Origin of the sequence: Paenibacillus radicis (ex Xue et al. 2023), from assembly GCF_024722015.1 — a bacterium.
Taxonomy (GTDB): domain Bacteria; phylum Bacillota; class Bacilli; order Paenibacillales; family NBRC-103111; genus Paenibacillus_S.
Genome location: NZ_JANQBD010000029.1, coordinates 49977 through 74581, shown reverse-complemented (window position 1 = coordinate 74581; position 24605 = coordinate 49977). Strand labels below are relative to the sequence as shown.

Annotated in this window: 24 protein-coding genes; 3 read left to right on the top strand and 21 right to left on the bottom strand. The window is 45.3% G+C overall.

Annotated elements, in window-relative coordinates; genetic code table 11:
• Window positions 1-131: 131 nt before the first annotated feature.
• Window positions 132-737 (top strand): spore protease YyaC, encoded by a 606-nt coding sequence (gene yyaC, locus NV381_RS30715; RefSeq protein WP_258217134.1) that lies wholly within the window; start codon window positions 132-134, stop codon window positions 735-737.
• A 37-nt stretch (window positions 738-774) separates the two neighbouring features.
• On the opposite strand, the gene NV381_RS30710 is transcribed toward yyaC, so the two are convergent.
• The 7 genes from NV381_RS30710 to NV381_RS30680 all read right to left on the bottom strand — a co-directional run bounded on the left by NV381_RS30710 (window position 775) and on the right by NV381_RS30680 (window position 7563).
• Complete coding sequence (locus tag NV381_RS30710; RefSeq protein ID WP_258217133.1) at window positions 775-2232, bottom strand: hypothetical protein; 1458 nt, start codon at window positions 2230-2232, stop codon at window positions 775-777.
• Window positions 2233-2702: 470 nt separating this feature from the next.
• Window positions 2703-3584 carry an ABC transporter permease gene (locus NV381_RS30705; RefSeq protein ID WP_258217132.1) on the bottom strand — a complete coding sequence of 294 codons (882 nt, stop codon included), beginning with the start codon at window positions 3582-3584 and terminating at the stop codon, window positions 2703-2705.
• Window positions 3565-4344 (bottom strand): ABC transporter ATP-binding protein, encoded by a 780-nt coding sequence (locus tag NV381_RS30700; protein WP_258217131.1) that lies wholly within the window; start codon window positions 4342-4344, stop codon window positions 3565-3567. The genes NV381_RS30705 and NV381_RS30700 overlap by 20 nt, the downstream gene beginning before the upstream one ends.
• A 4-nt stretch (window positions 4345-4348) precedes the next feature.
• Window positions 4349-5401, bottom strand: a complete 1053-nt coding sequence (locus NV381_RS30695) for an ABC transporter substrate-binding protein (protein ID WP_258217130.1) — start codon at window positions 5399-5401, stop codon at window positions 4349-4351.
• Between the two features lie 92 nt (window positions 5402-5493).
• The gene (locus NV381_RS30690; RefSeq protein ID WP_258217129.1) at window positions 5494-6540 is read right to left on the bottom strand and encodes a Nif3-like dinuclear metal center hexameric protein; all 1047 of its coding nucleotides are present in this window, start codon (window positions 6538-6540) and stop codon (window positions 5494-5496) included.
• 373 nt (window positions 6541-6913) lie between these two features.
• Window positions 6914-7228, bottom strand: coding sequence for a DMT family transporter (locus NV381_RS30685; protein ID WP_258217128.1), 315 nt, complete (start codon window positions 7226-7228; stop codon window positions 6914-6916).
• On the bottom strand, window positions 7228-7563 hold the full coding sequence (locus NV381_RS30680; protein WP_258217127.1) for a DMT family transporter: 336 nt from the start codon (window positions 7561-7563) through the stop codon (window positions 7228-7230). Before NV381_RS30680 ends, NV381_RS30685 begins: the two co-directional genes overlap by 1 nt.
• Before the next feature lie 177 nt (window positions 7564-7740).
• On the opposite strand from NV381_RS30680, the gene NV381_RS30675 reads away from it, so the two are divergent.
• Window positions 7741-8595, top strand: coding sequence for a LysR family transcriptional regulator (locus NV381_RS30675; RefSeq protein WP_258217126.1), 855 nt, complete (start codon window positions 7741-7743; stop codon window positions 8593-8595).
• A gap of 72 nt (window positions 8596-8667) precedes the next feature.
• Here NV381_RS30675 and NV381_RS30670 read toward each other — a convergent pair whose 3' ends face one another.
• The 12 genes from NV381_RS30670 to NV381_RS30615 form a co-directional block, all read right to left on the bottom strand.
• A complete protein-coding gene (locus NV381_RS30670; protein ID WP_258217125.1) occupies window positions 8668-9552 on the bottom strand; it encodes an ABC transporter permease in 885 nt (294 codons plus the stop codon).
• A complete protein-coding gene (locus tag NV381_RS30665) occupies window positions 9533-10312 on the bottom strand; it encodes an ABC transporter ATP-binding protein (protein WP_258217124.1) in 780 nt (259 codons plus the stop codon). The genes NV381_RS30670 and NV381_RS30665 overlap by 20 nt, the downstream gene beginning before the upstream one ends.
• A 4-nt stretch (window positions 10313-10316) precedes the next feature.
• Complete coding sequence (locus NV381_RS30660; RefSeq protein WP_258217123.1) at window positions 10317-11372, bottom strand: ABC transporter substrate-binding protein; 1056 nt, start codon at window positions 11370-11372, stop codon at window positions 10317-10319.
• A 36-nt stretch (window positions 11373-11408) separates the two neighbouring features.
• Window positions 11409-12455, bottom strand: a complete 1047-nt coding sequence (locus NV381_RS30655) for a Nif3-like dinuclear metal center hexameric protein (RefSeq protein WP_258217122.1) — start codon at window positions 12453-12455, stop codon at window positions 11409-11411.
• Between the two features lie 544 nt (window positions 12456-12999).
• Window positions 13000-13353 carry a Na-translocating system protein MpsC family protein gene (locus NV381_RS30650; protein WP_171656027.1) on the bottom strand — a complete coding sequence of 118 codons (354 nt, stop codon included), beginning with the start codon at window positions 13351-13353 and terminating at the stop codon, window positions 13000-13002.
• 92 nt (window positions 13354-13445) lie between these two features.
• Window positions 13446-14657: an MFS transporter gene (locus NV381_RS30645; RefSeq protein WP_258217121.1), complete on the bottom strand. Its 1212-nt coding sequence runs from the start codon at window positions 14655-14657 to the stop codon at window positions 13446-13448.
• A gap of 11 nt (window positions 14658-14668) precedes the next feature.
• Entirely contained in the window at window positions 14669-15124 is a 456-nt protein-coding gene (locus tag NV381_RS30640) for a MarR family transcriptional regulator (protein ID WP_308862373.1), read from the bottom strand.
• Between the two features lie 872 nt (window positions 15125-15996).
• Entirely contained in the window at window positions 15997-16770 is a 774-nt protein-coding gene (locus tag NV381_RS30635) for a sporulation protein (RefSeq protein ID WP_258217120.1), read from the bottom strand.
• A 575-nt stretch (window positions 16771-17345) separates the two neighbouring features.
• Window positions 17346-17843, bottom strand: coding sequence for a CYTH domain-containing protein (locus NV381_RS30630; protein ID WP_258217119.1), 498 nt, complete (start codon window positions 17841-17843; stop codon window positions 17346-17348).
• 24 nt (window positions 17844-17867) lie between these two features.
• On the bottom strand, window positions 17868-19043 hold the full coding sequence (locus NV381_RS30625; protein WP_258217118.1) for an FAD-dependent monooxygenase: 1176 nt from the start codon (window positions 19041-19043) through the stop codon (window positions 17868-17870).
• Between the two features lie 118 nt (window positions 19044-19161).
• Window positions 19162-20040, bottom strand: coding sequence for a radical SAM/SPASM domain-containing protein (locus NV381_RS30620; protein WP_258217117.1), 879 nt, complete (start codon window positions 20038-20040; stop codon window positions 19162-19164).
• A gap of 92 nt (window positions 20041-20132) precedes the next feature.
• Window positions 20133-21377 carry an MFS transporter gene (locus tag NV381_RS30615; protein WP_258217116.1) on the bottom strand — a complete coding sequence of 415 codons (1245 nt, stop codon included), beginning with the start codon at window positions 21375-21377 and terminating at the stop codon, window positions 20133-20135.
• Between the two features lie 178 nt (window positions 21378-21555).
• Between NV381_RS30615 and NV381_RS30610 the strand changes: the two genes are divergently transcribed.
• Window positions 21556-21984 carry a cell wall hydrolase gene (locus NV381_RS30610; RefSeq protein WP_258217115.1) on the top strand — a complete coding sequence of 143 codons (429 nt, stop codon included), beginning with the start codon at window positions 21556-21558 and terminating at the stop codon, window positions 21982-21984.
• A 109-nt stretch (window positions 21985-22093) separates the two neighbouring features.
• On the opposite strand, the gene NV381_RS30605 is transcribed toward NV381_RS30610, so the two are convergent.
• Window positions 22094-23305, bottom strand: a complete 1212-nt coding sequence (locus tag NV381_RS30605) for a Rho termination factor N-terminal domain-containing protein (protein ID WP_258217114.1) — start codon at window positions 23303-23305, stop codon at window positions 22094-22096.
• Window positions 23306-23425: 120 nt separating this feature from the next.
• Complete coding sequence (locus tag NV381_RS30600; RefSeq protein WP_258217113.1) at window positions 23426-24541, bottom strand: hypothetical protein; 1116 nt, start codon at window positions 24539-24541, stop codon at window positions 23426-23428.
• Window positions 24542-24605: the final 64 nt, after the last annotated feature.

Below are 24605 nucleotides of genomic sequence, written 5' to 3'. Positions count from 1 at the left end.
TTACGAGAAATGAATAAAACTTTTTCTCTCTTTAATGTTTATTGCACTATCCCTTATGGTTTACAATATAGTATAACGTCATATACGACTTGCAACCAATCAAAGATCAGCAAGAAAGCAGGCGATTCAACATGATGCATCACAAGCATTACCTGGATAAAAAATCAGCGCCTTATATTTCGGATTTATTAACCAAGCATTTTATGAAAAATCCGGACTTTACTGAAATAGTTATCATTTGCATAGGAACGAACCGCTACAACGGTGATTCCTTAGGCCCTCTGGTTGGCAGCCGTCTGACCGAACGACTCGAGGGGCATCCTCATGTTCATATTTACGGAACATTGGCCAAACCTGTACATGCTTTGAATATGCACAGAACGTTAGCCGACATCGCGAGCAAGCATAGCCGCGCTTACGTCATCGCCGTTGATGCTTGTCTCGGGCAATTTTATAAAATCGGTACGCTTCAGCTCGTGGAGGAGCCTCTTCTACCAGGAGTCAGTCTAAACAAGCAGCTGCCTCCCATTGGCCACATTCATATTAAGGGTATTATCAACAATCACGGTCCATTAAATCATAAAGTCTTGGAGCATACCAGCCTGACCTTCGTACAGGAAATGTCGGCCGTTATTAGCCGGATCCTGGTCAAATCGAGTCAAGATATCATTGCCAAGCTTGTACAAGACCAGCTCCCAATCGAGCCGTTATCGGATCAATTATCCTCGGGGAGATAATGTTCTCCAACGTTCTAGCAAGCTGAGCCTTACACATCTACCACAGCAGCATAGCAGCAATAGTCGATACGATTAATCCAATACAAACCGGCAGGAAGTTTTTACGTGCCAACTCAATAACGGATACTCCAGCAAACCCCGCTACAGCTACGAGTGATGACCAGGCAATAAGCGTTCCACCACCAGACCATACCGAACCCATTTGACCGATAGCCGCTAAAGTTGAAGGATCCATGCCTACTGTTGGTGCCAATGCACCCGAAAGGGAGCCCGTTAATGGCAAACCAGAGAATCCCGATCCTTCCAACCCTGCGATAATACCGATAAGCAAGATTCCGAATGCTGTGAAAAACTCATTGGTTGGAATGGCATATTGCACAGACATAACCAGATCATACAGAAAAGCGGGAGCCTGAACATTATCGGCTAACGACAAAACGCTTTTCGAAAAATCGGCATTACCCAAGAAGAAGAATCCTGCAATTGGAATAACCGGTCCCATCGCTTTAAAGGCAAATACAAAACCTTCTGTAAGGTGATCCCCAATCTTATCCAACGCACTGATTTTGGAGAACACGGTACAGGACAGAATAAGCAGTATTACTGCAACACCGCCGATAAAAGCCGCTCCGTCTCCACCTTCAAAGCCGCCCATGTTCGCACCGCCGAATTTACTTGCGGCCATAACAATCATGACTCCAAGCATAGATACCGGCACAAGTACGGAAAAGATTTTGGACCATCTAAGCACGGATGGCGAAAGGGATTCCGTTGCTGCTGCTGCCTCCGCATACTCAACTGTAGTTGCGGCTTTCAATTCTGTCACTGTCGCCTCTTGTTGAACAACCGGAGCATCCGATTTACTGCGGATCGCCTTGCGGTGCATCAAGTATGCGCCCATGATGGATACTACACCCGTGATCAGTGACAACACCATAGCCTTGTCCGCTACAAGCGCTGTTGAAACACCGGCTCCTTTGGCACTTAGCATGGGAGCAATTTGCATGACATAGTCGGAGGATAACGCCATCCCCTGACCCGCAAGAGCAACAGACATGGCCGCAGCCATCGGCGGAAGCCCCACACGAATTGCCGCAGGGAACAATAATGCTCCAATCAGAGGCACAGCCGGTGTCGGCCAGAAGAACAATGAAATAACATACGTAACCGCCGCAAGTACAAAGAATGCTACATGGCCATTAACGATTAGCTTCTGAATAGGCCGTATCATTCGGCGGTCCGCCCCGATATCTCGTAAGGATGCCAGCAAAGCCACCATAAACGTAATGATCAGGAAAATCGTGAAGAGTTCTTTTGCAGCGGTCAGATTCGCGTTATAAACCGCTTTGAAACCGCTAATCACATCACCCTTGTAAATCCATCCGACTAAAAAGGTCCCGATTAAAGTCGGAATAATAACACCACGTCTAAACAACATAACTACAATTACTGCCACTGTGATAAAAGCGTACATAAGATGTGATGATGTGATCATTCGATTCCCCTGCCTCTTCGATGTAATGTACTTCACAGTGATTGTAGCACATTTTTATTCGCTTAAATAGTCTTTTTTGGCATTTGGTATACAAAATTAATAGAATTTGAGTTTAGCTGTCCAGTATTTTCCTCGATATTGTTTTTTAGTGTTATATATGATGACACGAAAAAAGAAGCCTGCGGCATCAGCTTGTTTGGAACTATTTGCTTTATTTCCATATATTGTGTTAATTGTCGATTTCACACCCCCGTAGAACGTATTTCATTCTAAATTAATGAAAACGGTTAATGGAAGCGATTACATTTCTGACAAAATGTATTTTATCACACTTCCAAATAAATAACTAGGCATATTGCATATTGTATACAATAATTTTAGTGAAAACCCGCCGATCTCATCAATAAAACATGAATAGGGCAGGCTTTTCATCATTAACAATTCCATCATTTGCCTTAATCTTACAGGCATCAACCTTCAAAATGATACTTCTTCTTCGCAAACCGACCCACGGCATTAACCAAGCCATACAATATAATAGACAATACAGCCAACATGGCGATACTGACCATAACCATATTCATTTGAAACACTTGGCCGCCATAGATGATCAAGTAACCAAGTCCCGCCTTGGAGGATAAAAACTCGCCCATTATAACTCCGACCAGCGTCAAACCAACATTTACCTTCAACGTTGCAATAAAATTCGGAATACTTGCGGGCAGAAGCACCATCCTGAGCATTTGAGCTTTGGTAGCGCCGAACGACTCCATCAGCTTCAGCTTTGTTTTGCTAATTTCCTTGAATCCGCTCTCAATCATAATAATAGAAACAATAACGGATATAGCCATCGCCATCCCATAAATCGAATACTTATCACCCAGCCAAATGTAGAAAATAGGGCCAAGCGCAACTTTAGGAAGCGCGTTCAACACGACAACATAAGGCTCCAATACTTTGGAAGCAAACGTCGACCACCAGAACACAATGGCTATTAAGGTGCCTGCCGCCATGGAAACCACAATTCCAATCAAAGTCTCAAACGCCGTTGTCCACGTATGCTTGAACAGCTCCCCTTGAAATGCGAGCTCCTGAAAGGAGGTAACTAATTGTGACGGCTTGCTGGTCAGCATCGAATCGACCCATTTCATAGTAGCAGCCAATTCCCACAATCCGAGAAATCCGGCTAATAACAATAATTGGGTGATTCGCACCATCCACAGTTTGCGCTTTTGGACTCGAAGATATTCGGAATACAGCTGCGAGGCCTTATTCTCTACAACTAATGCTACCGACTGTTCCTTCCGCGATTCCTGACCGATAGTTGACTTTCTAACCGGTAGCGACGACATGTCCTTCCAGCTCCCTCCAAATTTGGTTAAAGTAATCATTGTAGCGACTCGCTTCCCGCTTCTTCCACGGAGAAAGCTCCTTACCCTCGCCCAACTCAATATTGTAAATCGAAGAAATCGTGCTCGGCCGCTTCGACATGACCATCACTCTGTCCCCCATGCTGATAGCCTCTGAAATATCATGCGTGACCAGCACCGCCGTCTTCCCTTGATCCTTAATGATCTTAAAGATTTCATCAGCAAGCGTTATTCTTGTCTGATAATCCAGAGCAGAGAACGGCTCATCCAGCAGCAGGATATCCGGCTCGGTCACTAGTGTGCGGATTAACGCCACCCGTTGTCGCATACCGCCGGAGAGCTGTGCCGGACTATGATGAGCAAAGCCCCCCAAGCCGTATCGTTCCATCAGCTCCATCGCCTTGCGCTCGGCTTTCCCCAAATCCATCCTGCGGATTTCCGCTCCAACCATCAAATTGCTCAAAATATCCCGCCATTCGAACAGATGATCATGCTGCAGCATATACCCTACCTTGGGGGAGGTGCCGGACACAACCTGCCCATTGATCATCACTTTGCCCTTCGTCGGCTTGTACATACCGGAAATCAGGGATAACATCGTACTTTTACCACAGCCGCTTGGTCCCACAATACTGATGAACTCACCAGCTTCAATGGACATATTGATGTCGCGTATAGCTTCTGTTTCTTGCTTCAATGTAAAGTAGCTTAAACAAACATCCTCCAATTGAATTTGCGCCATAGACTTATTTCCCCTTCCCGATATTTTTCACGAAGCTCATATCAATGACCGCATTCATGTCAGCCACCTTCTGCTCCGGCTTAAGAACACCGTTGTCGATCAGCACCTTTTGCAATGCTTCGAATTGCTCCGCATTCAGCTCAGGAACAGCAGGCCACGTATCCTGTTTCTTATAACGATCGATCGATTGAATAATAATCTCCTTAGGCGTTCCTTCAAAGAATGGCATTAACGCTGCTGAAATCTCATCAGGAGAAGCTGTGTTCAACCATTTCGTCCCTTTGGATACAGCGTTTACGAATTTCTGAATGATTTCAGGATTCTTTTTAATGTAATCAGACGTTGCCACATAGGAGGTTTCCGGAAAAGAGCCGAAGGCTTGTCCTACAGAAGCCGCATAAAAGGCTTTGCCCTCTTTCTCCAAAGTGGAGGCAATCGGCTCGAATACTTGAATATAGTCGCCTTTACCGCTCGTAAAAGCTCCCGCCATTGCCGTCGAAGCAATATTGGTCACAACATCGACCTTGTTCACTTTCTCCAGCAGCAGCTTATTATTTAGCACCATTTGGGGAGCACTTCCCGGTCTCCAGCCGATGACTGACTTCCCTTCCAGATCACTCCATTTAAAAGCATCCGCTTTGGTACGGGAGAGCAGGAATGAGCCATCCTTCATCGTCAGCTGGTGAAAGACTTTAAGCGTCTTGTCCCCTTTTTGATTATAAATATAAATGGCAGTTTCCGGTCCAACCAAAGAAATGTCTGCGACCCCTGCAATCAAAGCAGCCGCTCCCTTATCAGAGCCTTGTGCTGTGTTCATATCTACATTCAGGCCTTCTTCTTTAAAAAAACCTTTTTGCATGGCAATATAGTGGGGAGCGTAGAAGATAGAACGAATAACTTCCGAAAATTTGACTGTTTTTAACGCTTCCTCCTTCTTCCCTTCCGAAGCTGCGGCTGGTTTAGCATTCGATTGGACAGCAGGCGCAGAGCCGCATCCCGCGGCAAGGGCTAACAGCACGGCAGAAAGCAGTATACAGGCGGTTTTCTTCATTCTCATTTAAAGATCATCCTTTCAGAATATACTTTTACGATATCGAATAAGCTTCCTGAAAAACTTCGTGATCAAAAGGGGGCTTTTGGAACAACCTCTTATAGCAGTTGAACAGCCTGGGGCGGTTTGGACACCAGATGCATTTCTGCCATTTCTTTGCCGTATTTAACCATTTGAGAGTGACCGACATCTTTAAGCGCGACAGCCGTTATGCGTTCTCTTAACAGGAATACCTCAACCTGCGGAAGCAGCATTTCCAATGCATAGGCGAGCGGAAGCCCATTTTCCATAATCTCAACCGAATGTGAATTGCCTACTATGAAATTAAGCCCTCGATGTTTGGCTAACCGTACGAATTCATGATCCTCCCTCACCCTGCTGATACTGGCAATAATCGTATCCGTTTCCGGATACATTTGCAGCGCCGTTTCCAAATGCTTCATCGAAAATCCGGTATGCGGAAAAAAGTGAAGGAAGTGCTTGACCGGACTATCCGGTGTGCCGCTCAGCAGCTTGGCCGGATTCGAGATTGTCGCCTCCTGCAAGGTGGACTCTCCGCGGATTGCCCGCTCGGCCTCCAGCATATCCTGGTCGATTTCCCGACCCATGAAACGGTCTATTCTATCCAATACATCCCCCGCGGTATGAACCTCTGGCAGCGCAACACCCTTATGCAGCACATTGCCAGGGATACCGCCAAAAGCAATATCCGTTGTCAGCTTGGTATGTCCATGCAGCAGCGTAAGTCCCGGATGAAGCCCGTGGAAAGCTTCATGCATCTCGATCAGCGATAGATTATATAAGGGCAAATAATCTGCGAACGGTACACCTCCCGAGCTGGCTGCATCCGCTACAGGATGATGGACGATGATAAGATCAAGTCTCATAGCCGAAGCCAGCTCGATAACCGACTCGGTCAGGGTCATTCCAACACCTATTCGTGATACCGGCTTACGTTTATCGCCAAATATGAGCCCCGGAATTTCAATGACACTTTTCCCCGGGATATTCGAGGTTTTCGTAACCACATACGGATTAGTGCCGGAGGTTACCTCGTTCCAATCCATGACCATCCTTCCTTTGGATATTACATTAAGCGCTTCCAACACATTTCCCACATCCGTTTGAACCCTTGTTTCCTTCATACGCTTCCTCTCCCTTGCTGCATCTGTTTAAATTGATTTCATGTAATGGTTCAGTTGAGAAATAGAAAAAACCGCCACCATGAGCATACGGATTCCTTGCGGACCCGGATATGTCATAAAGTAGCGGTTGCAAGGCTCTCCGAAGAGTTCCTTATTACCTGCTTTAGGCATGGTCTTGTGAAAGAAGCAAAATGGAGTCTAATCTCTTTCAACTAAAAGGATTCGATCCTTAATGCTCTCAAATACCATACTTATCGTAAAAATCGACTGGTAAAGCTTGTTTTTGAAGCGCTTACACAGATAATAACATACTTCAGCGAATTGCGCTAGGCTTGTTGCACATTGTATACGAAATTTATTTCAACTATTTAGTTTATGAAATTAATTTAAGACCAGCAGCCGATACCAGTATGAGGCCAATGAAAAGAACACGCCTCCACTCCTTCTGTTCACCGAAGACAAGCATCCCAAGTATTGTGCTGCCCGCCGTACCAATACCCGTCCAGACCGCATAAGCAGTACCCATAGAAATTTGAGTCATAGAGAATGTTAACAGCGAGAAGCTCATCCCGAACGCAATGATAAGGAACAAGTAAGACCCCCAGCTGCGGTACTCGGTAACGCGTTTGATGGACAGAACGCCGAGCACTTCGCACAGACCCGCAGAGATAAGTGCAACCCATGCCATTAAGACTCACTCCCCTTAACATCCTTAGTTACGAGCTTCAGCCCCATCACCCCTACCGCTAACGCAGCAATGAACACCAGCTTCAATGGATGGACCGGCTCCCCGAAGAGGAGTGCTTCCGTGATTACAGTACCAGCGGTACCAAGTCCTGTAAATACAGCGTACACCGTACCCAGCGGCAGTACGGCGGCCGCATCGAGCAATACTTTAAAGCTGAACAAAATAGATGCGATTGTGATCAGCCACTCCCACCAAGTCGTCGAATGCTTCAGACCGGATACCCAGACGACCTCCATAGCACCAGCCAGCACCAAAAGCCTCCATTCTTTTTGCATAGTGATGTTCCCTCCGTTGTCTTGTTTGAACTATTATTTTTTTCTGCATATTTAATACTGGCAACTCATTGTTGTAAGCTGAATATCCTCATTGTAAACAATTATGCGCATATCGTATAATGATTGATATTGATATTCCCATCATTATTTTTGATATCTTAACGGAGGTATCGCCTTATGGAATTGACTGATCTCAAAGTTTTTATCACTATTGCCGAGGAAGGCAGTATATCCCGCGCAGCTGAGCGTATGGATTACGTGCAATCGAATGTGACCGCTCGGATACGGAAGCTGGAGTCGGAGTTGGGAATTCTCTTATTTCACAGAAATCCGAAAGGCGTCACCTTGACTGAAAAAGGAACGCTATTTCGCAACTACGCTATTTCGATCCTAAACATGGCTGAGGAAGCGATAAGAGAGGTACAAGAGACAGCTTATCCAAGCGGTCCCTTAGCTATCGGAATTGTAGAGACCGTGACCTGCGGCAATTTTATGAATAAACTGTCCGACTTTCAATCCCGGCATCCTGACGTCTCGTTGTCCATATCAACCGGATCTTCAGCGGAGCTTCTTTCTAAAGTGCTTAATCATCAGTTGGACGGAGCTTTCGTTACCGGAGACATGCGGTCGCCTCAATTGAATTTCGAATACATGATGCAAGATGAAATTGTATTGCTGACCCCTAAAGCCGGTGACGCTTACCCTGCCTTATCTGTTACGAAATGGGCCGTATTTCCGAAGGGATGTCCCTTCAGAGCTATATTGGAGGAGTGGCTTCACAGCGAAGGAATCCCTCTCGTCAATATCATAGAGATAAATTCATTGGAAACTCTGCTAAGCTGTGTGCGTTCCGGGCTCGCTTCCACACTGCTTCCCGATTCCGTATTAACCGGAGAGTACAAACTTCTCGGCTCCCACCCTGTTCCAGCAAAGTTCAGATTTACGACAACAAGTCTCGTGCGCCGCAATGACCGCTTTTCCAGCAAAGCACTTACTGCATTTGTGGAGATGGTTAAAGTAAACGGATTTTGACTTGTTAGATACAACAAACAAGCCGTTTCCACCAGGAGCCTCGCTCCAAGGAAACGGCTATTGTATACAAGCTTAATTTTCAAAGTGATATTTTTTCTTCGCAAAGCGACCCACCACATTAACCAAGCCATATAAAATAATAGACAATATAGCCAGCATCGCGATACTCACCATGACCATGTTCATTTGGAACACCTGGCCGCCGTAAATGATCAAGTAGCCAAGCCCTGCCTTAGAGGATAAAAATTCACCCATAATGACCCCAACCAGAGTCAAACCAACATTCACCTTCAAAGTTGCAATAAAATTCGGGATGCTAGCCGGCAGAAGAACCATCCGAAGCATTTGAGCCTTGGTAGCTCCGAACGACTCCATCAGCTTAAGCTTCGTTTGGCTAATCTCCTTAAATCCGCTCTCAACCATGATGATAGTAACAATTACCGATATCGCTATGGCCATGCCATATATCGAGTACTTGTCTCCCAGCCAAATATAAAAGATAGGGCCAAGCGCTACCTTCGGCAAAGCGTTCAGCACGACCATATACGGCTCCAGAACCTTCGAGGTAAAGGTAGACCACCAGAACACAACAGCAATCAGCGTTCCGAGCAGCATAGAAACAACAATACCAATCAGCGTCTCCATGCTTGTCGTCCAGGTATGCTTGAATAGCTCCCCTTTAAAAGCCAGCTCTTGAAAGGACATGAACAATTGCGACGGCTTGCTGGTCAGCATCGAATCGACCCATTTCATGTTAGCGGCGAGCTGCCACACCCCAAGGAATGCCACAAACAACAGCAGCTGGGACAAGCGAACCATCCACTGCTTACGCCTCTGAGTCTGCCTGTACTCGGCGTATTGCGGGGAAACGGATGGTTTACTTGCAAGCGCTGCACGGGTTTTCACCTCCTGAGTCTCCGCTACGACTGACGATTCACTAACCGGTAGAGACGACATGACCCTGCAGCTCCTTCCAAATGTCATTAAAGTAGTTGTTATATTTATCTGCTTCCCTTTTCTTCCAAGGAGTTAGCTCCTTGCCATTACCTAGTTGAATCGAATAAATTGTAGAAATCGTACTCGGCCTCTTGGACATAACCATAACCCGATCCCCCATGCTGATAGCCTCTGAAATATCGTGGGTGACCAAAACAGCCGTCTTCCCCTGATCCTTAATGATCTTAAATATTTCATCGGCGAGCGTTATTCTTGTCTGATAATCCAATGCCGAGAAGGGTTCATCCAGCAGCAGGATATCCGGTTCTGTCACCAGCGTACGGATTAACGCCACCCGTTGGCGCATGCCTCCGGATAGCTGCGAGGGACTATGATGCGCAAACCCGCCCAAGCCGTACCGTTCCATCAGTTCCATCGCCTTACGCTCGGCTTTTTTGCGGTCCATCTTGCGGATTTCCGCCCCAACCATCAGGTTGCTAAGAATATCCCTCCATTCAAACAAATGGTCGTGCTGCAGCATGTAGCCCACCTTTGGGGAGGTGCCTGACACCTCCTGCCCATCGATTAGCACTTTGCCTTGGGTCGGTTTGTACATACCCGAGATGAGAGAGAGCAGCGTGCTCTTCCCGCAGCCGCTCGGACCCACAATGCTAATAAATTCGCCCGCCTCAACCGACATATTAATGTCCCTCAGAGCTTCCGTTTCCTGCTTCATAGTAAAGTAGCTTAAGTTCACTTCGCTCAATTCAATCTGGGCCATAGGCTTACTTCGCCGCCTTCCCGATATTTTTGACAAAGCTCATATCTACGACGGCCCCCATGTCTGCGACCTTTTGCTCCGGCTTAAGCACACCGTTATCTATTAATACCTTTTGCAGCGTTTCAAATTGCTCGCTTGTCAATTCCGGTACGGCAGGCCATGTATCCTGCTTCTTGTAGCGCTCTATAGACTGAATGACAACATCCTTGGGAGTCCCTTCAAAAAAAGGCATCAGCACTTCAGCAATTTCATCCTGCGATGCGGTGTTCAGCCATTTGGTACCTTTGGCCACGGCATTCACGAATTTTTGCACGATTTCCGGGTTGCTTTTAATATAATCGGAGGTTGCTACATAAGAGGTTTCGGGAAAGGCGCCAAACATTTGCCCTACCGAAGCGGCGTAGTAGGCTTTCCCCTCTTTTTCCAATGTGGAAGCAATTGGCTCGAACACCTGGATGTAGTCACCTTTTCCGCTCGTAAAAGCACCGGCCATAGCAGGGGACGCAATATTCGTTACAACGTCGACCTTGTTTACTTTTTCCTGCAGCAGCTTGTTATTTAACACCATTTGAGGCGCACTGCCGGGTCTCCAGCCAATGACAGTCTTCCCTTCCAGGTCACTCCATTTAAAAGCATCCACTTTGTTGCGCGACAGCAGGAACGAACCATCCTTCATCGTTAGCTGGTGGAAAATTTTGAGCGTCTTCTCACCCTTCTGATTATAAATATAAATGGCGGTTTCAGGCCCCACTAACGAAATATCCGCAACACCTGCAATCAAAGCAGCCGCTCCTTTATCCGAGCCTTGCGCTGTGTTCATGTCTATAACCAAACCTTCTTCTTTGAAGAACCCCTTCTGCATGGCAACATAATGCGGCGCGTAAAAAATGGAGCGGATAACCTCGGAAAATTTAACGGTCTTCAGCGGCTGCTCTTTCTTAACTTCTGGAGTGGGTGCGGAAGCTTTTGTTTCAACAGCAGGAGTGGTACCGCAGCCCGCGGCAAGTGTCAGCAACACTACAGAGAGCAGCATACAGGCGGATTTCTTAATTTTTATCATGGTTTCTTCCTCCCGATTTATGTATTCAGTAATTTATTAATAAGTTTGTACCGCTCTAGCCGGCTTGGAAACCAGATGCATCTCAGCCATTTCCCTACCGTATTCAACCATTTGACGATGACCCACATCCTTCAGCGATACAGCTGTTATGCGCTCTCTTAGCAGAAATATCTCCAACTCCGGAAGCAGCAGCTCCAACGCATAGGCAAGCGGCAGTCCATTCTCCATAATTTCTACGGAGTGAGGGTTGCCTACGATAAAATTAAGCCCCCTCTCCTTGGCGAGCGTGACGAATGGATGATCCTCCCTGACTCTGCTGATACTAACGATAATTGTGTCCGTTTCGGGATACATCTCAAGAGCCTTCTCCAACTGCTCGACTGAAAATCCGGTATGAGGGAAAAAGTGCAGAATATGCTGTACCGGACTCGTCATAGCACCGCTCAGCAGCTTAGACGGATTGGAGAGAGTTGCCTCCTGCAGCGTTGGCTCCCCGCGGATTGCCCGCTCCGCCTCCAGCATATCCTGATCGATTTCCCGTCCCATAAACCGATCTATTCTTGCTAATATATCCCCCACCGTATGTACATCCGGAAGCGCAACTCCCTTATGAAGCACATTGCCAGGGATGCCGCCAAAAGCAATGTCCGTCTTCAGCTTGGTATGTCCGTGCAGCAGTGTAAGTCCGGGATGGAGCCCATGAAACGCCTCATGCATTTCGATTAACGCCAAGTCGTACAGAGGCAAATAATCGGCGAACGGCACTCCTCCCGAGCTTGCCGCATCGGCTACTGGATGGTGAACAATGATAAGATCAAGCTTCATGGCGGAAGCGAGCTCAATGACCGATTCTGTCAATGTCATTCCCACACCGACTCGCGATACCGGCTTATGCTTGTCACCGAAAATCAGGCCCGGGATTTCGATTACACTCTTACCTGGGATATTCGAGGTTTTCATAACCACATAAGGGTTAGCTCCAGAGGTTACTTCATTCCAATCCATCACCATCCTTCCTTTGGAAATTTTATTTAGAGCATCAAGTACACTTAGCACTTCTGTCCGCGCTCTTCCTGCCGTCATCTGCTTTCTCCTCTCTCGGTGCATTCGGTGAACACCCCCGCTGCGCGCCCAAAACATTCTTCCGATCACTGTTGTCCCCCGATTCCCCTATGAGATAAAACCTTAAGTTGACGAAATCAGAGGACAAAGGCGAACGCTCACGCTTCTCCAGGATACTTTTGGCCGCTCCGCTCCTTGTTCACCTCACTAGTTTAACTAGACAAAAAAACCGCCATCATGAGCATACTGAGACTGATAGAAACCAGACCCGGATACGTCACAATTAGCGGTTGTAAAGCTCTCCGTAAGGAGTTCCTCAGCACCTGCTGCATGTATGGATTTCGCTTGAACTACACAATGGAATCGAATCTCTCTTTTGCAAAAGGATGCGATACCTTAAATGTACACAAGCACAATGATTGTGTGAGCTATTGTATAAACAGCTAGAACAACTCACTAATATGTCAGTTAATATAACACTTAAATACAAGGAAATCAATATAAATTTATTGATATCGAGAAAATAATGAAAATTACGTTATTTACATGTCATATATATTAACATTTATTCTAATGGTTCTTTCAAAAGAATAACAGTCCCCGAAAATTCCGTTACCGGATCATAATCCTTGAGCACAAGCTTAACCTCTAGTCCCAATGTGCTCTCGATCTGCTCCTTGAGCATCCGTTTGTTGGCCTCCATTAACAAGATGTCTACACTGGCCGTCAAGCTGCGGTTGGATTCATCGAGTATTTTCAAGGCAGGTATACGCTTATGTGTCGCAAAAATAAACACTTTATCGCCGGAAATTTCAATTTTCTGTGATTTGATGCCTGTCCCAAATATTTCCTGATTAATTGAATTATAGATTTTTATAAATTCCTGCTTCAATACACCGGTCGAATATGGTTGCTTCATCCAGACTTCCCCCTTCGTAGACAGTAACATCTATGTTAATTTCTACGAATACGGGGAACAATCCTTTTGTGAGAGTTTAAATAGGTGATGAATTATTTGGCAGCTGACTGCGGCTTCAAACCGTTTCTGGTCTTTCTCCCCTTCGCAATCCAGTAGAACACATACACTATAAGAAACAGCAGCATAAATCCTGCCGAGTAACGATACATGACCGCATACCCGGTTAACGAAGATATAGCTCCCAGAATTAAGGCGCCAATTGCAACACCGAAGTCAGTGGAGTTATAAAACATACTGTTCGCTGTACCATGCTGGGCTTGCGGCGTCGACCGAAGCATCCAGGCTTGAATGGTCGGCTGAATAGAGCCGAAACCAAGTCCATACAGCAGAGCAGATACGATCAGCATCGGCATCGATGCGGTATAGGAGAGCAACACCATACTGGCCAGCACACAGATTGCCGCGGGAATGAGGACAGCTGCATGCCCTTTTTTGTCAAATATTTTGCCGGATATCGGCCTTATAATGATTATAGTGATTACATTAAACAGGAAAAATAAACCCACCTGCCCCAGATTCACGGATTCCCCGAATAAAGCAATAAAACTGAGAAGTCCGCTGTAGGTTACCGATAAAAACACATTCAGCAGAGCGGGAAATAATAATCCGGAACTCGACGACGGGTTCGCAGCGACTGCACTTGTGCTACGTCCTATTACGGGTTCCGGGGGAACGGAACGAGACAGCCATATGATTGGAAATATTAATAACACCGTGGCGGCACCCGTTACGGCAAGAGTTCCGAAGCCGTAATGGTTCATCATATTTAAACCGATCATCGGCCCCACGGACATAGCAAGGCTGGTCGAAAGGCCAAAATAACCTATTCCTTCGCCCATCCTTTTGCTAGGAATAATAGGTGATACCAATGTCGGTATTATCGTACTCGACATGCCAAATCCGATGCCATAGGCGACGCGCATAGCAAGCAGCGATCCAATGGAATCGGCCCACCCGTAAATAGCGGTGATGATGCCCGCCACAGCGATTCCGATAAACAAAATCACTTTACGCTGCATCCTCCGAATCAGCGCCGCGGTCAAGAATCGGGTAGCTATCGCCGAGATGGCAAACACACTCGTTACAAGGCTGACCGTCAAATCCCCAACCAGAAATTTATCCTTCACATAGGCGGGAAATGAAGAAAGCAGCATTTGCAAATTCAGAAATAACAAGAACGAGCAAATTGTTAAGCTAATAAAAGGTTTCGTCCATAATCTTGAAGATGGTTCATGAGTATTCATCGTGTCTTCTCCTACTCTATGTCTGTTAATTCACTCATGCGATTGTTGATTCGAAGCAGAAGCTCCAATAGCAATTCATATTCGTCAGCAGTCATCCACTCTTTAACCTCATTAATGACTTGCCGCTCGATGGGAAGCGTCTTTTCGATCAACAGCTTTCCTTTGTCCGTAATATGGACTAGGAACGAACGTCGGTCATTCTCCCCTGTTTTCTTATAAATGCAGCCCTTTCCCTCCAATTGATCCAGAATTCGGGTCGTCGTTGGTCTATCCTTACCTGCGCGATCCGCAATTTCCTTTTGAATCAAACCATCCGCCCTGGCTACCTGATAAAGAACGGACCACTGCTCCGGCGTAATATCGTATTCCTTCAGACGATATTGCAGGAGATTCGTCAGCTTGCGGTAGGTTACCCCCATATTAAAACCTATTGAATGTTCCATACCATTGCCGGTTGTCTTTTCCACTTGTCTTCACCTCTTCGATAATTAGTTGTTAAGACAACTATATCCTTGACAACTATATTTGTCAAGAAGGGATGACCGGCAGCTCCACCCTCAAGGTGAGTGCGTTCAATCCTGATTTTTAACTGGATGGTTAGCTGGTATAGTATAAATCGCAGGATTCGGGGTTCGTTTACAGCATGGCATGGCAGCCTAACTAACCCCACGCAATTATCAGGAAATTGTCATGTTATTTTCTCCGAAACATAGGGTTTCAAGTCCATTAACTGGAATTTCCCATGCTAATTCTAAGGATTTTGGCTGATATCACCCCGATCCCCTTTATTAGCAGGAGTTTTTCCAGTTAGCTTGCTTTCAAACGATATTCAGGCTGGATTAACGGGAGGATTTCCATCTATCTTCTTTCATTCAGCAGCCTAGGAGGTAAGATTATCCTACTCTCCTTTCAATGAAAGCAAAGCAACCTTTGGACATCTGTTCACGCGCCATCACTTGTGCAACATTAGAAAGCCCCAATTCCTGCTGAAATCTCACTCCCATTCGCTAGAGGAACGTGATCCCTCTATTTGTTAGGCTCCCCTCTAATTGAAAATTTCAAGGAACTTTAATACCTAGTTTCGTCTAAAACCTGTCGAATTGCTCCTCAGCTCGAGCAAATAAGTGATCGTACTTCCGTTTCACTTGAATGCTCACGTATGAATAGAAAAAAAGGGTATCCCTGTTCCTCATCTTGAAGATCGGTTGTTACCCGAGTGAGTGAATCCGTAAAATGTGCAAAAAACCTTCAATCCCCTATAAATATGGGAACAGAAGGTTCTTTTTCGACTATTTTTTTCATGAGAACAACATAAGAGTATTCCATTTAAGTGTTCTAGCTATATAAACCTGCGGATGATCTGGGACAACTCTTCAGCAACAGAATCTGCTCCTCTACGCAGGTCGGAGATACTAAAGTGACAACGGACAAAGCTCTCATCCGTATCCGTTGCTTCAGCAAACATCCCTAACAAACCACGTGCTTTGCGATCTATCTGCAGCAGCAGCTCCACGCCGTTTTCATCCGGTGAAAAGATAACCTCAAGCTCATCCAAATTACTACGAAAGTGTGTCGTTGGAACAAACTCGAATTCCTGAACAAATGGAAGATTTCTTCCAAGCTTCGGAGCGTATTCGCACGCAACCTCACGGCGTCGAAACCCAAGCTTCTCAATGGCATCCAGTACCGTCTGAGAATGTCGGTGAGGGATGACTTCCAGTCGATCCTCATCCTTCGGATCAACAGCCTCTTTAATATCAAGACCAGTCTGTATCCAGACAATAGTCCGTTTCACTGTTATGGGAGTTCCAGCCGGAAGCTGGAAAGAAACCGGAAATTCATAAGCTTGCTCAGCTTCTACTGTAAATTTACTTGCGAGCAAAAACTTGCCTACTGTTGTTTCCACCAAAGATTTCTGTTTGTCCTTTTCCTGCACATATTGCGTTTTCACGAATGCGTATACATCATCCACTTCTTGATTAACCCGCCCGCCTTGAATATAAACGACACCTGTTACCATATCACCAGCAGCTACCCGATCATTATCTATCTGTAAATCAACCTTCGCAGCACCTATTCCGACAGTGGCGAGCATTCTCTTAAACGTGGACATCCGTATTCCCCCTAAGGATTTTACTTTAGCAAAACCAACATGGTATGCAGTATTCGACTTCAGCTTCCCCATTATCTACGATGCAGAAAACAGTTGGTTTCTTTTAAATCCTTCTTGGGAGGGCGGTCACAGAAAGTTCACCCCAAACTCAGGTTGTTATAGTATATGCAGAGGATTCGGCAAATACAAATACAGCTCTAAAGTTTAATGGGAACGCTCTTTAACCCAATAAAATTTCATATCTTGACGCAGCTTACTTGCAATTTTAGACTCAGCCGCACTATATATAAGAAAAGCTTCTGATCGAAGCCCATTCGATGAAGATACATTCGTGTCTTAGCGGTAGCTTTTCTTGCGAGATAAGAAAGGTGAACCTCCCGTTCAAACTTATACTTTCTTATCTCTTAAGAAAAGCTTCTGATCGAAGCCCATTCGATGAAGATACATTCGTGTCTTAGCGGTAGCTTTTCTTGCGAGATAAGAAAGGTGAACCTCCGGTTCAAACTTATGCTTTCTTATCTCTTAAAAAAGAAAAGCATTGGCCGTGTATTCCAGACCAACGCTTTTCTATAAAATCATATGGTTTCAGTCTGCAGCTTGAGCCAGAGAGTCTTGTTACGAAACTCCTCTTCCTGCCCCAGCTCTCTTCCAAACCAATTCGGAACCGTGAATACCTCTGCTTCATGCAGATCGGGAAACTCGACTTCCACAACAATAAGATCGATTTGTTTGTATTCATCCACCTCAAGGATACGCCCTTCATGCTCTACCTTAGTTCGTATCTTCTCAAGCGGTTTAAGCTTCGTATTATTCAGCAGCTGCGTGTAAACTTCCTCAGAGATCGAGTATTCGATTTCTTCCCTTACTAAACCATGGCCTGATTTGAAAGTATGCGTATAGTGGGAAATTCCTTCATTGTTGACTAGCTTCCTCACTCTAATTTCTTGATCCTCTGAAAATGCCAAATAGGTTTGAAATATGTATTGCTTCGAAACTAACTCGATTGTATTATTCTCAAGCTCCTTCGCCGGGAAGACCGGCAATAGAAACTTTCTTTCGATTTCCTTACTCATAGCTAGAATATCCCCCTTCTAAAATCACAGCATCAACTTGTTGTCTTTCTTCGAATGGCTATCCTTGCCTATAATACGCTCCAACTGCTTTAATTTAAGGGAGCCCGGCAGGGCGGCAAATGCCCAATTTCTAATTCCGCATAGCCAAGGATGCGACCACTGGGAAACTTTCCCCATTCGGTACGACAAGTTCACCACTTTTCTTGTCTGTGAAATCCGTCCGGCTTCATAGCGTTGTAAAGCGGTATTCAAGTCAGGTCCGCGCTGGATCGATTCGGCCAAAGCCATGCTGTCTTCGATCGCCTGGCAGGCGCCTTGCCCAAGGTTAGGTGTCATCGCATGCGCCGCGTCGCCCAGCAGAGTCGCTCGCCCCTTCGTCCAATATGACAATTTCGGCAGGTCATAGATCAGGTGGCGCAGCATCTTCGATTCATCCGTGAGCTGTAAAATTTGCTCCACGGGTGGATGCCAGCCCGCAAATTCATGCAGCAGCCGCTGCTTTATCCCGTTGGGAGAAATAGAACTATCCGCCGCGCTGTTCAATGTGGCAAACCAGTAGATCCCTTTATGGCCGGTATGGAACAGGCCAAACCGTTTGCCTTCCCCCCATACTTCCATCCCAATCTGATGGGATAATATAGAGGAATGGTTGTCCACCATCCCTCTATAGGCAGCATACCCGCAAAAGCGCAGCGGCACTTCCCCGAATAAAGCATTTCTTACCTTAGAATGAATGCCATCCGCTCCGATCAATAAACAACCTTGCTCCAGATGTCCATCGGCAAATTTTACGGTAACCTGCTCATCATCCTGCTCGGCACTAACAAACTCCTGCCCCCACACAACAGCATCTCTCCCGAGCTGCTCCAGAAGGATATTCTGCAAATCTGCCCTTAATACAGTTATTACCGGATAGCCATATTCAGCCTCCATGTCGAGCGAAAGCTCGTACAGCGGTTGTCCCTTAGAAGTAAATACGCTCGTCTTCAGGTTGCGGACACCAAGCCTCAAGATTGCGTCGGCTGCACCAAGAGCTTGAAAGACACGCAAAGCATTAGGCCATAACACAAGTGTCGTCCCGTTGGACGAAGGCTCGGAGGAGCGCTCGTATACTACAGGCTCATAGCCTATTCGTTTTAGTGCAAGTGCTGTTGTCAAACCTCCGATTCCCGCTCCAATAACCAACACCTTTTTATTCATGGCTCAAGCCTCCACTAGCGGAACTTCATACCTCTAATTATCATACACCCCAACGAGATTCATGAATTCAAGGCAGGGGCAACGCAGCGCTCACTCCCTAACTCACAAACTCGCGAACTTATATGCTAAACCGTTGTCTGTACCCACATTTCCTGCATAATTCCTCAACGACTTCTCTTCTCGAAAATCCATCGAACAATCTGTTCGCTCTTTCGCCCTCTACGATTTCAGAGAAAGGGGTTTGGTTGATATTACCCAAGTTAATGACCCCTTCGCCATCAAGGCAGCACGGGACCACCGTTCCGTCCACTAATATAGCCGCCTGATTTCTAAGAGCATGGCAAAAACCTTTTCCCTCATCTTCTTTTTCGGTTAGCTTAGGCCATTTAAATTCGTGATCCTGATTCAAATAGATTTGGTCTGCAATTTTGAGCCCGCTGCCGCGAACGAATTTTTCTTCGATTTTGTAGTCCAGATTAAACTCTCTTTCAATCATCGCAAGGATTTCGCGATTTCTGTTTCTTTCCAGGTTGGTAGTATTATCGGTATCCAGATTCCATAATCTAAAGGATATCAATAGTGAGCTAGTAGCCACAGCTTCCTTCACAAAAGACAAAATGCTCATAATGTACTCTTCTTTATTCTTGGAGCCTTCATGCCCGTCAAAGCTATGCAACGAGAAGTTGATTTGTCTTAGAGCCGGCTTGTTCAAAAGCTTGTGCTTGTTCTTATTAATAAGCGTTCCATTAGAGGTAATATTAACCTTAAATCCTCTTTCGTGGCTCAAATCCAGCAGCTCATCTACTTTGGGATGCAGAAGAGGCTCACCTTTGACATGAAAATATATATAATCCGTATGAGGTTTTATTTCATCTAATATTTTAGTGAACGCATCTACCTTAATAAAATTAGCTTGCCTCTCCGTTGGCGGGCAGAAAGTACAGGCCAGATTGCACACGCTAGTGATTTCGACATAAAATTTCTTGAATTTTTTCATTATATGAGCTACTCCATTCAGTCTGCACTTAATAGTTACTTCACCTATTGTAACGTCAGTTGCCTGATGTGCATAGAAAAAGGTTCTTTCTATTATTTGTTAGGTATGAAATGAATAACCAGATTTCCTGCCAAAATAACTCCCGCCAAAAAGTAAAAAGCAACAGAGAAGCTGTAGGTTTGCGCCAGATAGGTACCGATGATCGGTGACGCAGCCCCCATGAGGGATTGCATGCTGAACAACAAGCTTGTCGCTGTCCCCGCTACTTTCGTATCCGTGCTTTCCATTGCCCACGCCTGCATCACGGGCCTTATCGCATACAAGAAAAATCCTAGAACGGCAATCGTACCAATAAGAATCCAGTCATTGCGAATGAACGATACTATTACAAGCATGATCGATGTAGCAACCATCAAGGTCGTCAATATTTTGCGCGGACCCGATTTATCCGACATTCTTCCTACAATAGGAGCCGCAATCAACCCGCCTGCCTGCAGCACTCCCAGTGTCATACCTACCCAAAAGGCGTTCAGACCCATTTGCATCGCTAAATATAAAGGAAGTAAAATCATAATACCGTTTTGTGCCATCGCACGAATTCCACTTAGAACAGCAATCAGCACCACCGTTTTATTGCGGAGCAATTCCTTTAACCCTGTTAAATAATCCTTTAACCCGCTCGCCGAGTCTGCATTGGCTTTGGTTAATCGGGATGGATCGACATTCATATTCCTTAAAGTGATCAAAATGAAAATGGCAAAAAACACACCCGGAACGAAATTCCAATAAATAATTTCCTGCCATGTATAGGTGACAATCAAAGCGCCTATAACGATAGGTGCCAGCATATCCCCAAGATTCGAGGCCATAGCGTGATAACCGAACGTCAGTCCCCGCTGTTCAGGAAATCTTTGCGACAAGGTTGTGTAGGAAGCCGGATGCCAGAACTCATTGCCCACACCCATCACAATAAAAAGCAGCGCAAACAACCAATATTCCTGAACGAATCCAATAAAGAGAAACGGCATTCCAACCAAAAATAATGAGGCTGCCAAAAACAGATGCTTCTTTCTGGACATATCGGTAAAAGCGCCTATAGGCATCGTCAGGAATGCAGTGATTAAAGATCTTAATGTTAGTAATAATCCAGCCTGTGTAATGGAGAAATTATAGGCAATAACAATATAAGGTAATAAAATATACATGGAAGACGGATACCAGTGCGTAAAAGCATGCCCGATACATATTCCCCAAAAAGGACCGTCTTTATATGGATTTCGTCTTGCAGTTGGTATCCTTACTTGCTGTGTTTCCGTAACTGCTGCTCCCTTCGACATAGATAAGCATCTCGCCCTTCTTATTCTAATGTTGGTTTTTGTATATGTTACCATATAAGCCTATTTGTTTACAGATTGATTTAGGCACCAATAATGGCTGCCGCTCATACATTACACTAGTCAAATGACTAGACCGCTTGACACAGACGTATAATTCTGATAATTAAGAGGTGAAATTATGGCTGTCGTGAAGGCAAGGGAGCAAGATATTGATCTCTTGGCAAGATTACTTAGAGCCGAAGCAGAGGGCGAAGGCGAGCAGGGGATGCTGCTTGTTGGAAATGTGGGCGTTAATCGAATCCGGGGGGATTGCTCTGATTTTAAAAATATCCGTACCATCGAGCAAATGATCTACCAGCCGCATGCTTTCGAAGCTGTTCAGCACGGATATTTTTATCAAAAATCAAGAGACCGCGATAAACGATTGGCTCGAAGGTCAGTCGATGGAGAAAGATTGTGGCCGGGCAAATTCAGCTTGTGGTATTTCAGACCCGAAGGAGACTGTCCTGACACTTGGTATAATCAGCCGCTCGTAGGACGTTACAAAAAGCACTGCTTCTACCAACCGACAGGAGAAGAGTGCGAAAATATTTACAACACTTATTGAGTAAGGAAAACCTGAGGCCGCGGGCTTGGCCTCAGGTTCTTTTGTGTGCATATGCATACATTGTAGAGTTGGGATGAGTAGCTTATGGACTTGCGACCGCTCTTATTGATTATTGGCCGCAGCACTTCTTGAATTTTTTGCCGCTGCCGCAAGGACATGGGTCGTTACGCCCCACTTTATTCCTCGTTACTATATCAATAACTTCAGCCTTGTGTGGAGCAGGCTGCACAATAATCGGTGTATTTCTAGAAGAAGATAAATCATCTGGAGAATAACCCTTGAGAAACCATTGTTTGGTAGAATTACTCAACTTAACAATATGATCCATAAAACCTTTTATCAATTCCATATTATCAATCACCAATTGGTATTGAAACATCTGGAGCAAGTTACCCGGTGCCTCTCCGTTCTGAACAGCATATACACAGTCTTTCACCAGACTATCTGCCTTGTCGCGGTCTATGGGGTAATAATCCATTATGAAACTGACAAAGGCTTGGTAGATTCGAGTTGAGTCCACAAAGTCCGGCTCACCTGCAGCAATCAGCTGAGCTTTTGTAAATGGATAGAACGACAAGTCAGGTCTCGCCTGATGCTCATCCTTCAATTCTCCCACGTTCAGAACCCTACTATTTGAAACCCCCTCGGTCCTAAATTGAATGTCCTTGTAGAACCTTGAAGCCTCCTCCAGAACCGGTAAATAATCACTCTGCATTTCATTCGTACCCGCATGAGAAGTCACCATGCTCCATAATTGCTCAAAGTCCATGAAACCATAGTAAAAAAGAATTCCTTGTGAAAGCCTCACCCATTCCGTGTTTCTTCTAACCGTTTCGCGAAAGGAATTCGTGTCCATCTTACTGAAGCACTGGAGAACTTCCTGCGGCATGACCAAAGTCTTCTTCCCATTATGAGTCCCTGAGAAGATCATTCCTCTAGCTTTAAAGTAATTAAGCTGATTCGTTTCCAACGGCAGGAAAGCATGTCCGCCGCCGCTTGCGATCTGCTTTATAATTTTATAGCGGGTATCGTCTATTTTATTTAAAAGATGAGGCAGCATAATCGGAAATTGCTGTTCCAATACCGTGATCAACTCTTGTTTTTTTAGCGAGCTTGCTCCGTAAACACCCAAATTTGTACGTATGTCCGATAAATCACTTTTCGTCAGACCGGTAAGGCAATCTCCGAGGGCAGCCGGCACTGAGATTGGGACCCAGCGCTTCTCCTCCTCTTTAATCTCCATTTGTCTCCCCGCCTCTTTTGCCCTTGCCAAAGCGGTCAATAGTGCTTTCTCATTCTTTTTACTTAGTGGCTTGTCCATTTTTCCATCCTTCTTTAGTAAGGTTAATAAATAAAATTATATTATAACACAAGCCTTCCATCCAATTGGATAACAAAAAAGGACGCTTCTGGGAGGCGCCCTACCTTTACGGCAATGTCGTTAAGAAATCATATCAATGGAATCAATTTTCCACTGCTCGAAGAATGACGTTCTTTTCATCTGAAACTGTAACGTAGCCCTTTCCTCGCCACGCCCTCCCCGAGTAATGCCAACCTCCACTGGAATTTCCAATGAGAGCAGCCCAGAAGTGTCTCTTGCCATCGTTTTTACCCTTTTACTTATCCCTGTAATTTGATCCTTATTTTTATATAACAATTCAAGCTGATGATGTTTGGCATTGGAGAAGCTCATTTTCAAAATTTGCGAATCACGAAAATTAAAGGCGTTGAAATAAGCATTCACTATCTCATATGGAGATGCCTGCATGAAGTACTCATCCAGCTTTCCGCCTGCTTTATACACCATTAACTGATGCTCGGGGTCAACGTTGCCCGAACCGTGAGTCGTGCTCCCCAGAAAGTGAATACAAAAATGGCCGGAAAAGTCATTGTCAGGGATTCCATCCCCTCCATGCGGCATGCCATGCATAGAAGCGGCGAGGAACTTATCCTCCGTTTGCACAATAATGGCTTTCCGCCTCCAGCTCCATTTACCATTATAAATTTGTTTCATGACTGCGGTATCTTCTTTGGTCAGAGGTTGTACATCTGCATGATGCGTGCCCGCTCTTCTTTGCACATTAAAGCTCAGTCCCGACTCTACATCGATGACTTTAAACTTCTTTTTCTTTGGAATGATCCCTTTCGCCTTATCCCACGGCAAAATTTTCCCATAATGCGCAGATCGTACACGCTGAACATATTTCGCAAGCTTCAGCTTTATTTTCGTATTCAATTGAATCATTTCGTTGGTTTCTATATGATACAAACCGCCTTTGCGGTCTACCGAATAAGTTACCGTAACTCCCTTATCTACAAGGGTCAGAGCGGTGTCTGTAACTGGAATAATAGAAGCGGTTGTACGCGTGCTGTTACGACTGATATGCTGGAGCCATTTATTGTCCAAGGTTAGCTGCGTTTGCATTTGTGCTTCCGTGGAAGCCTTCACTGTCAATATCGCTTTGGATTCAGGAGCCGCGAGAGCATGAGGATCAAAAAATATAAATAAGAATGCTATTGAGAAGAACATAACTGCATATTTATTGATAGTAACCATCCCTTATCCCCTGTTGATTTGATATGATTCATTTTCTGCTGAAAGCAGAAAAACCATTACAGGA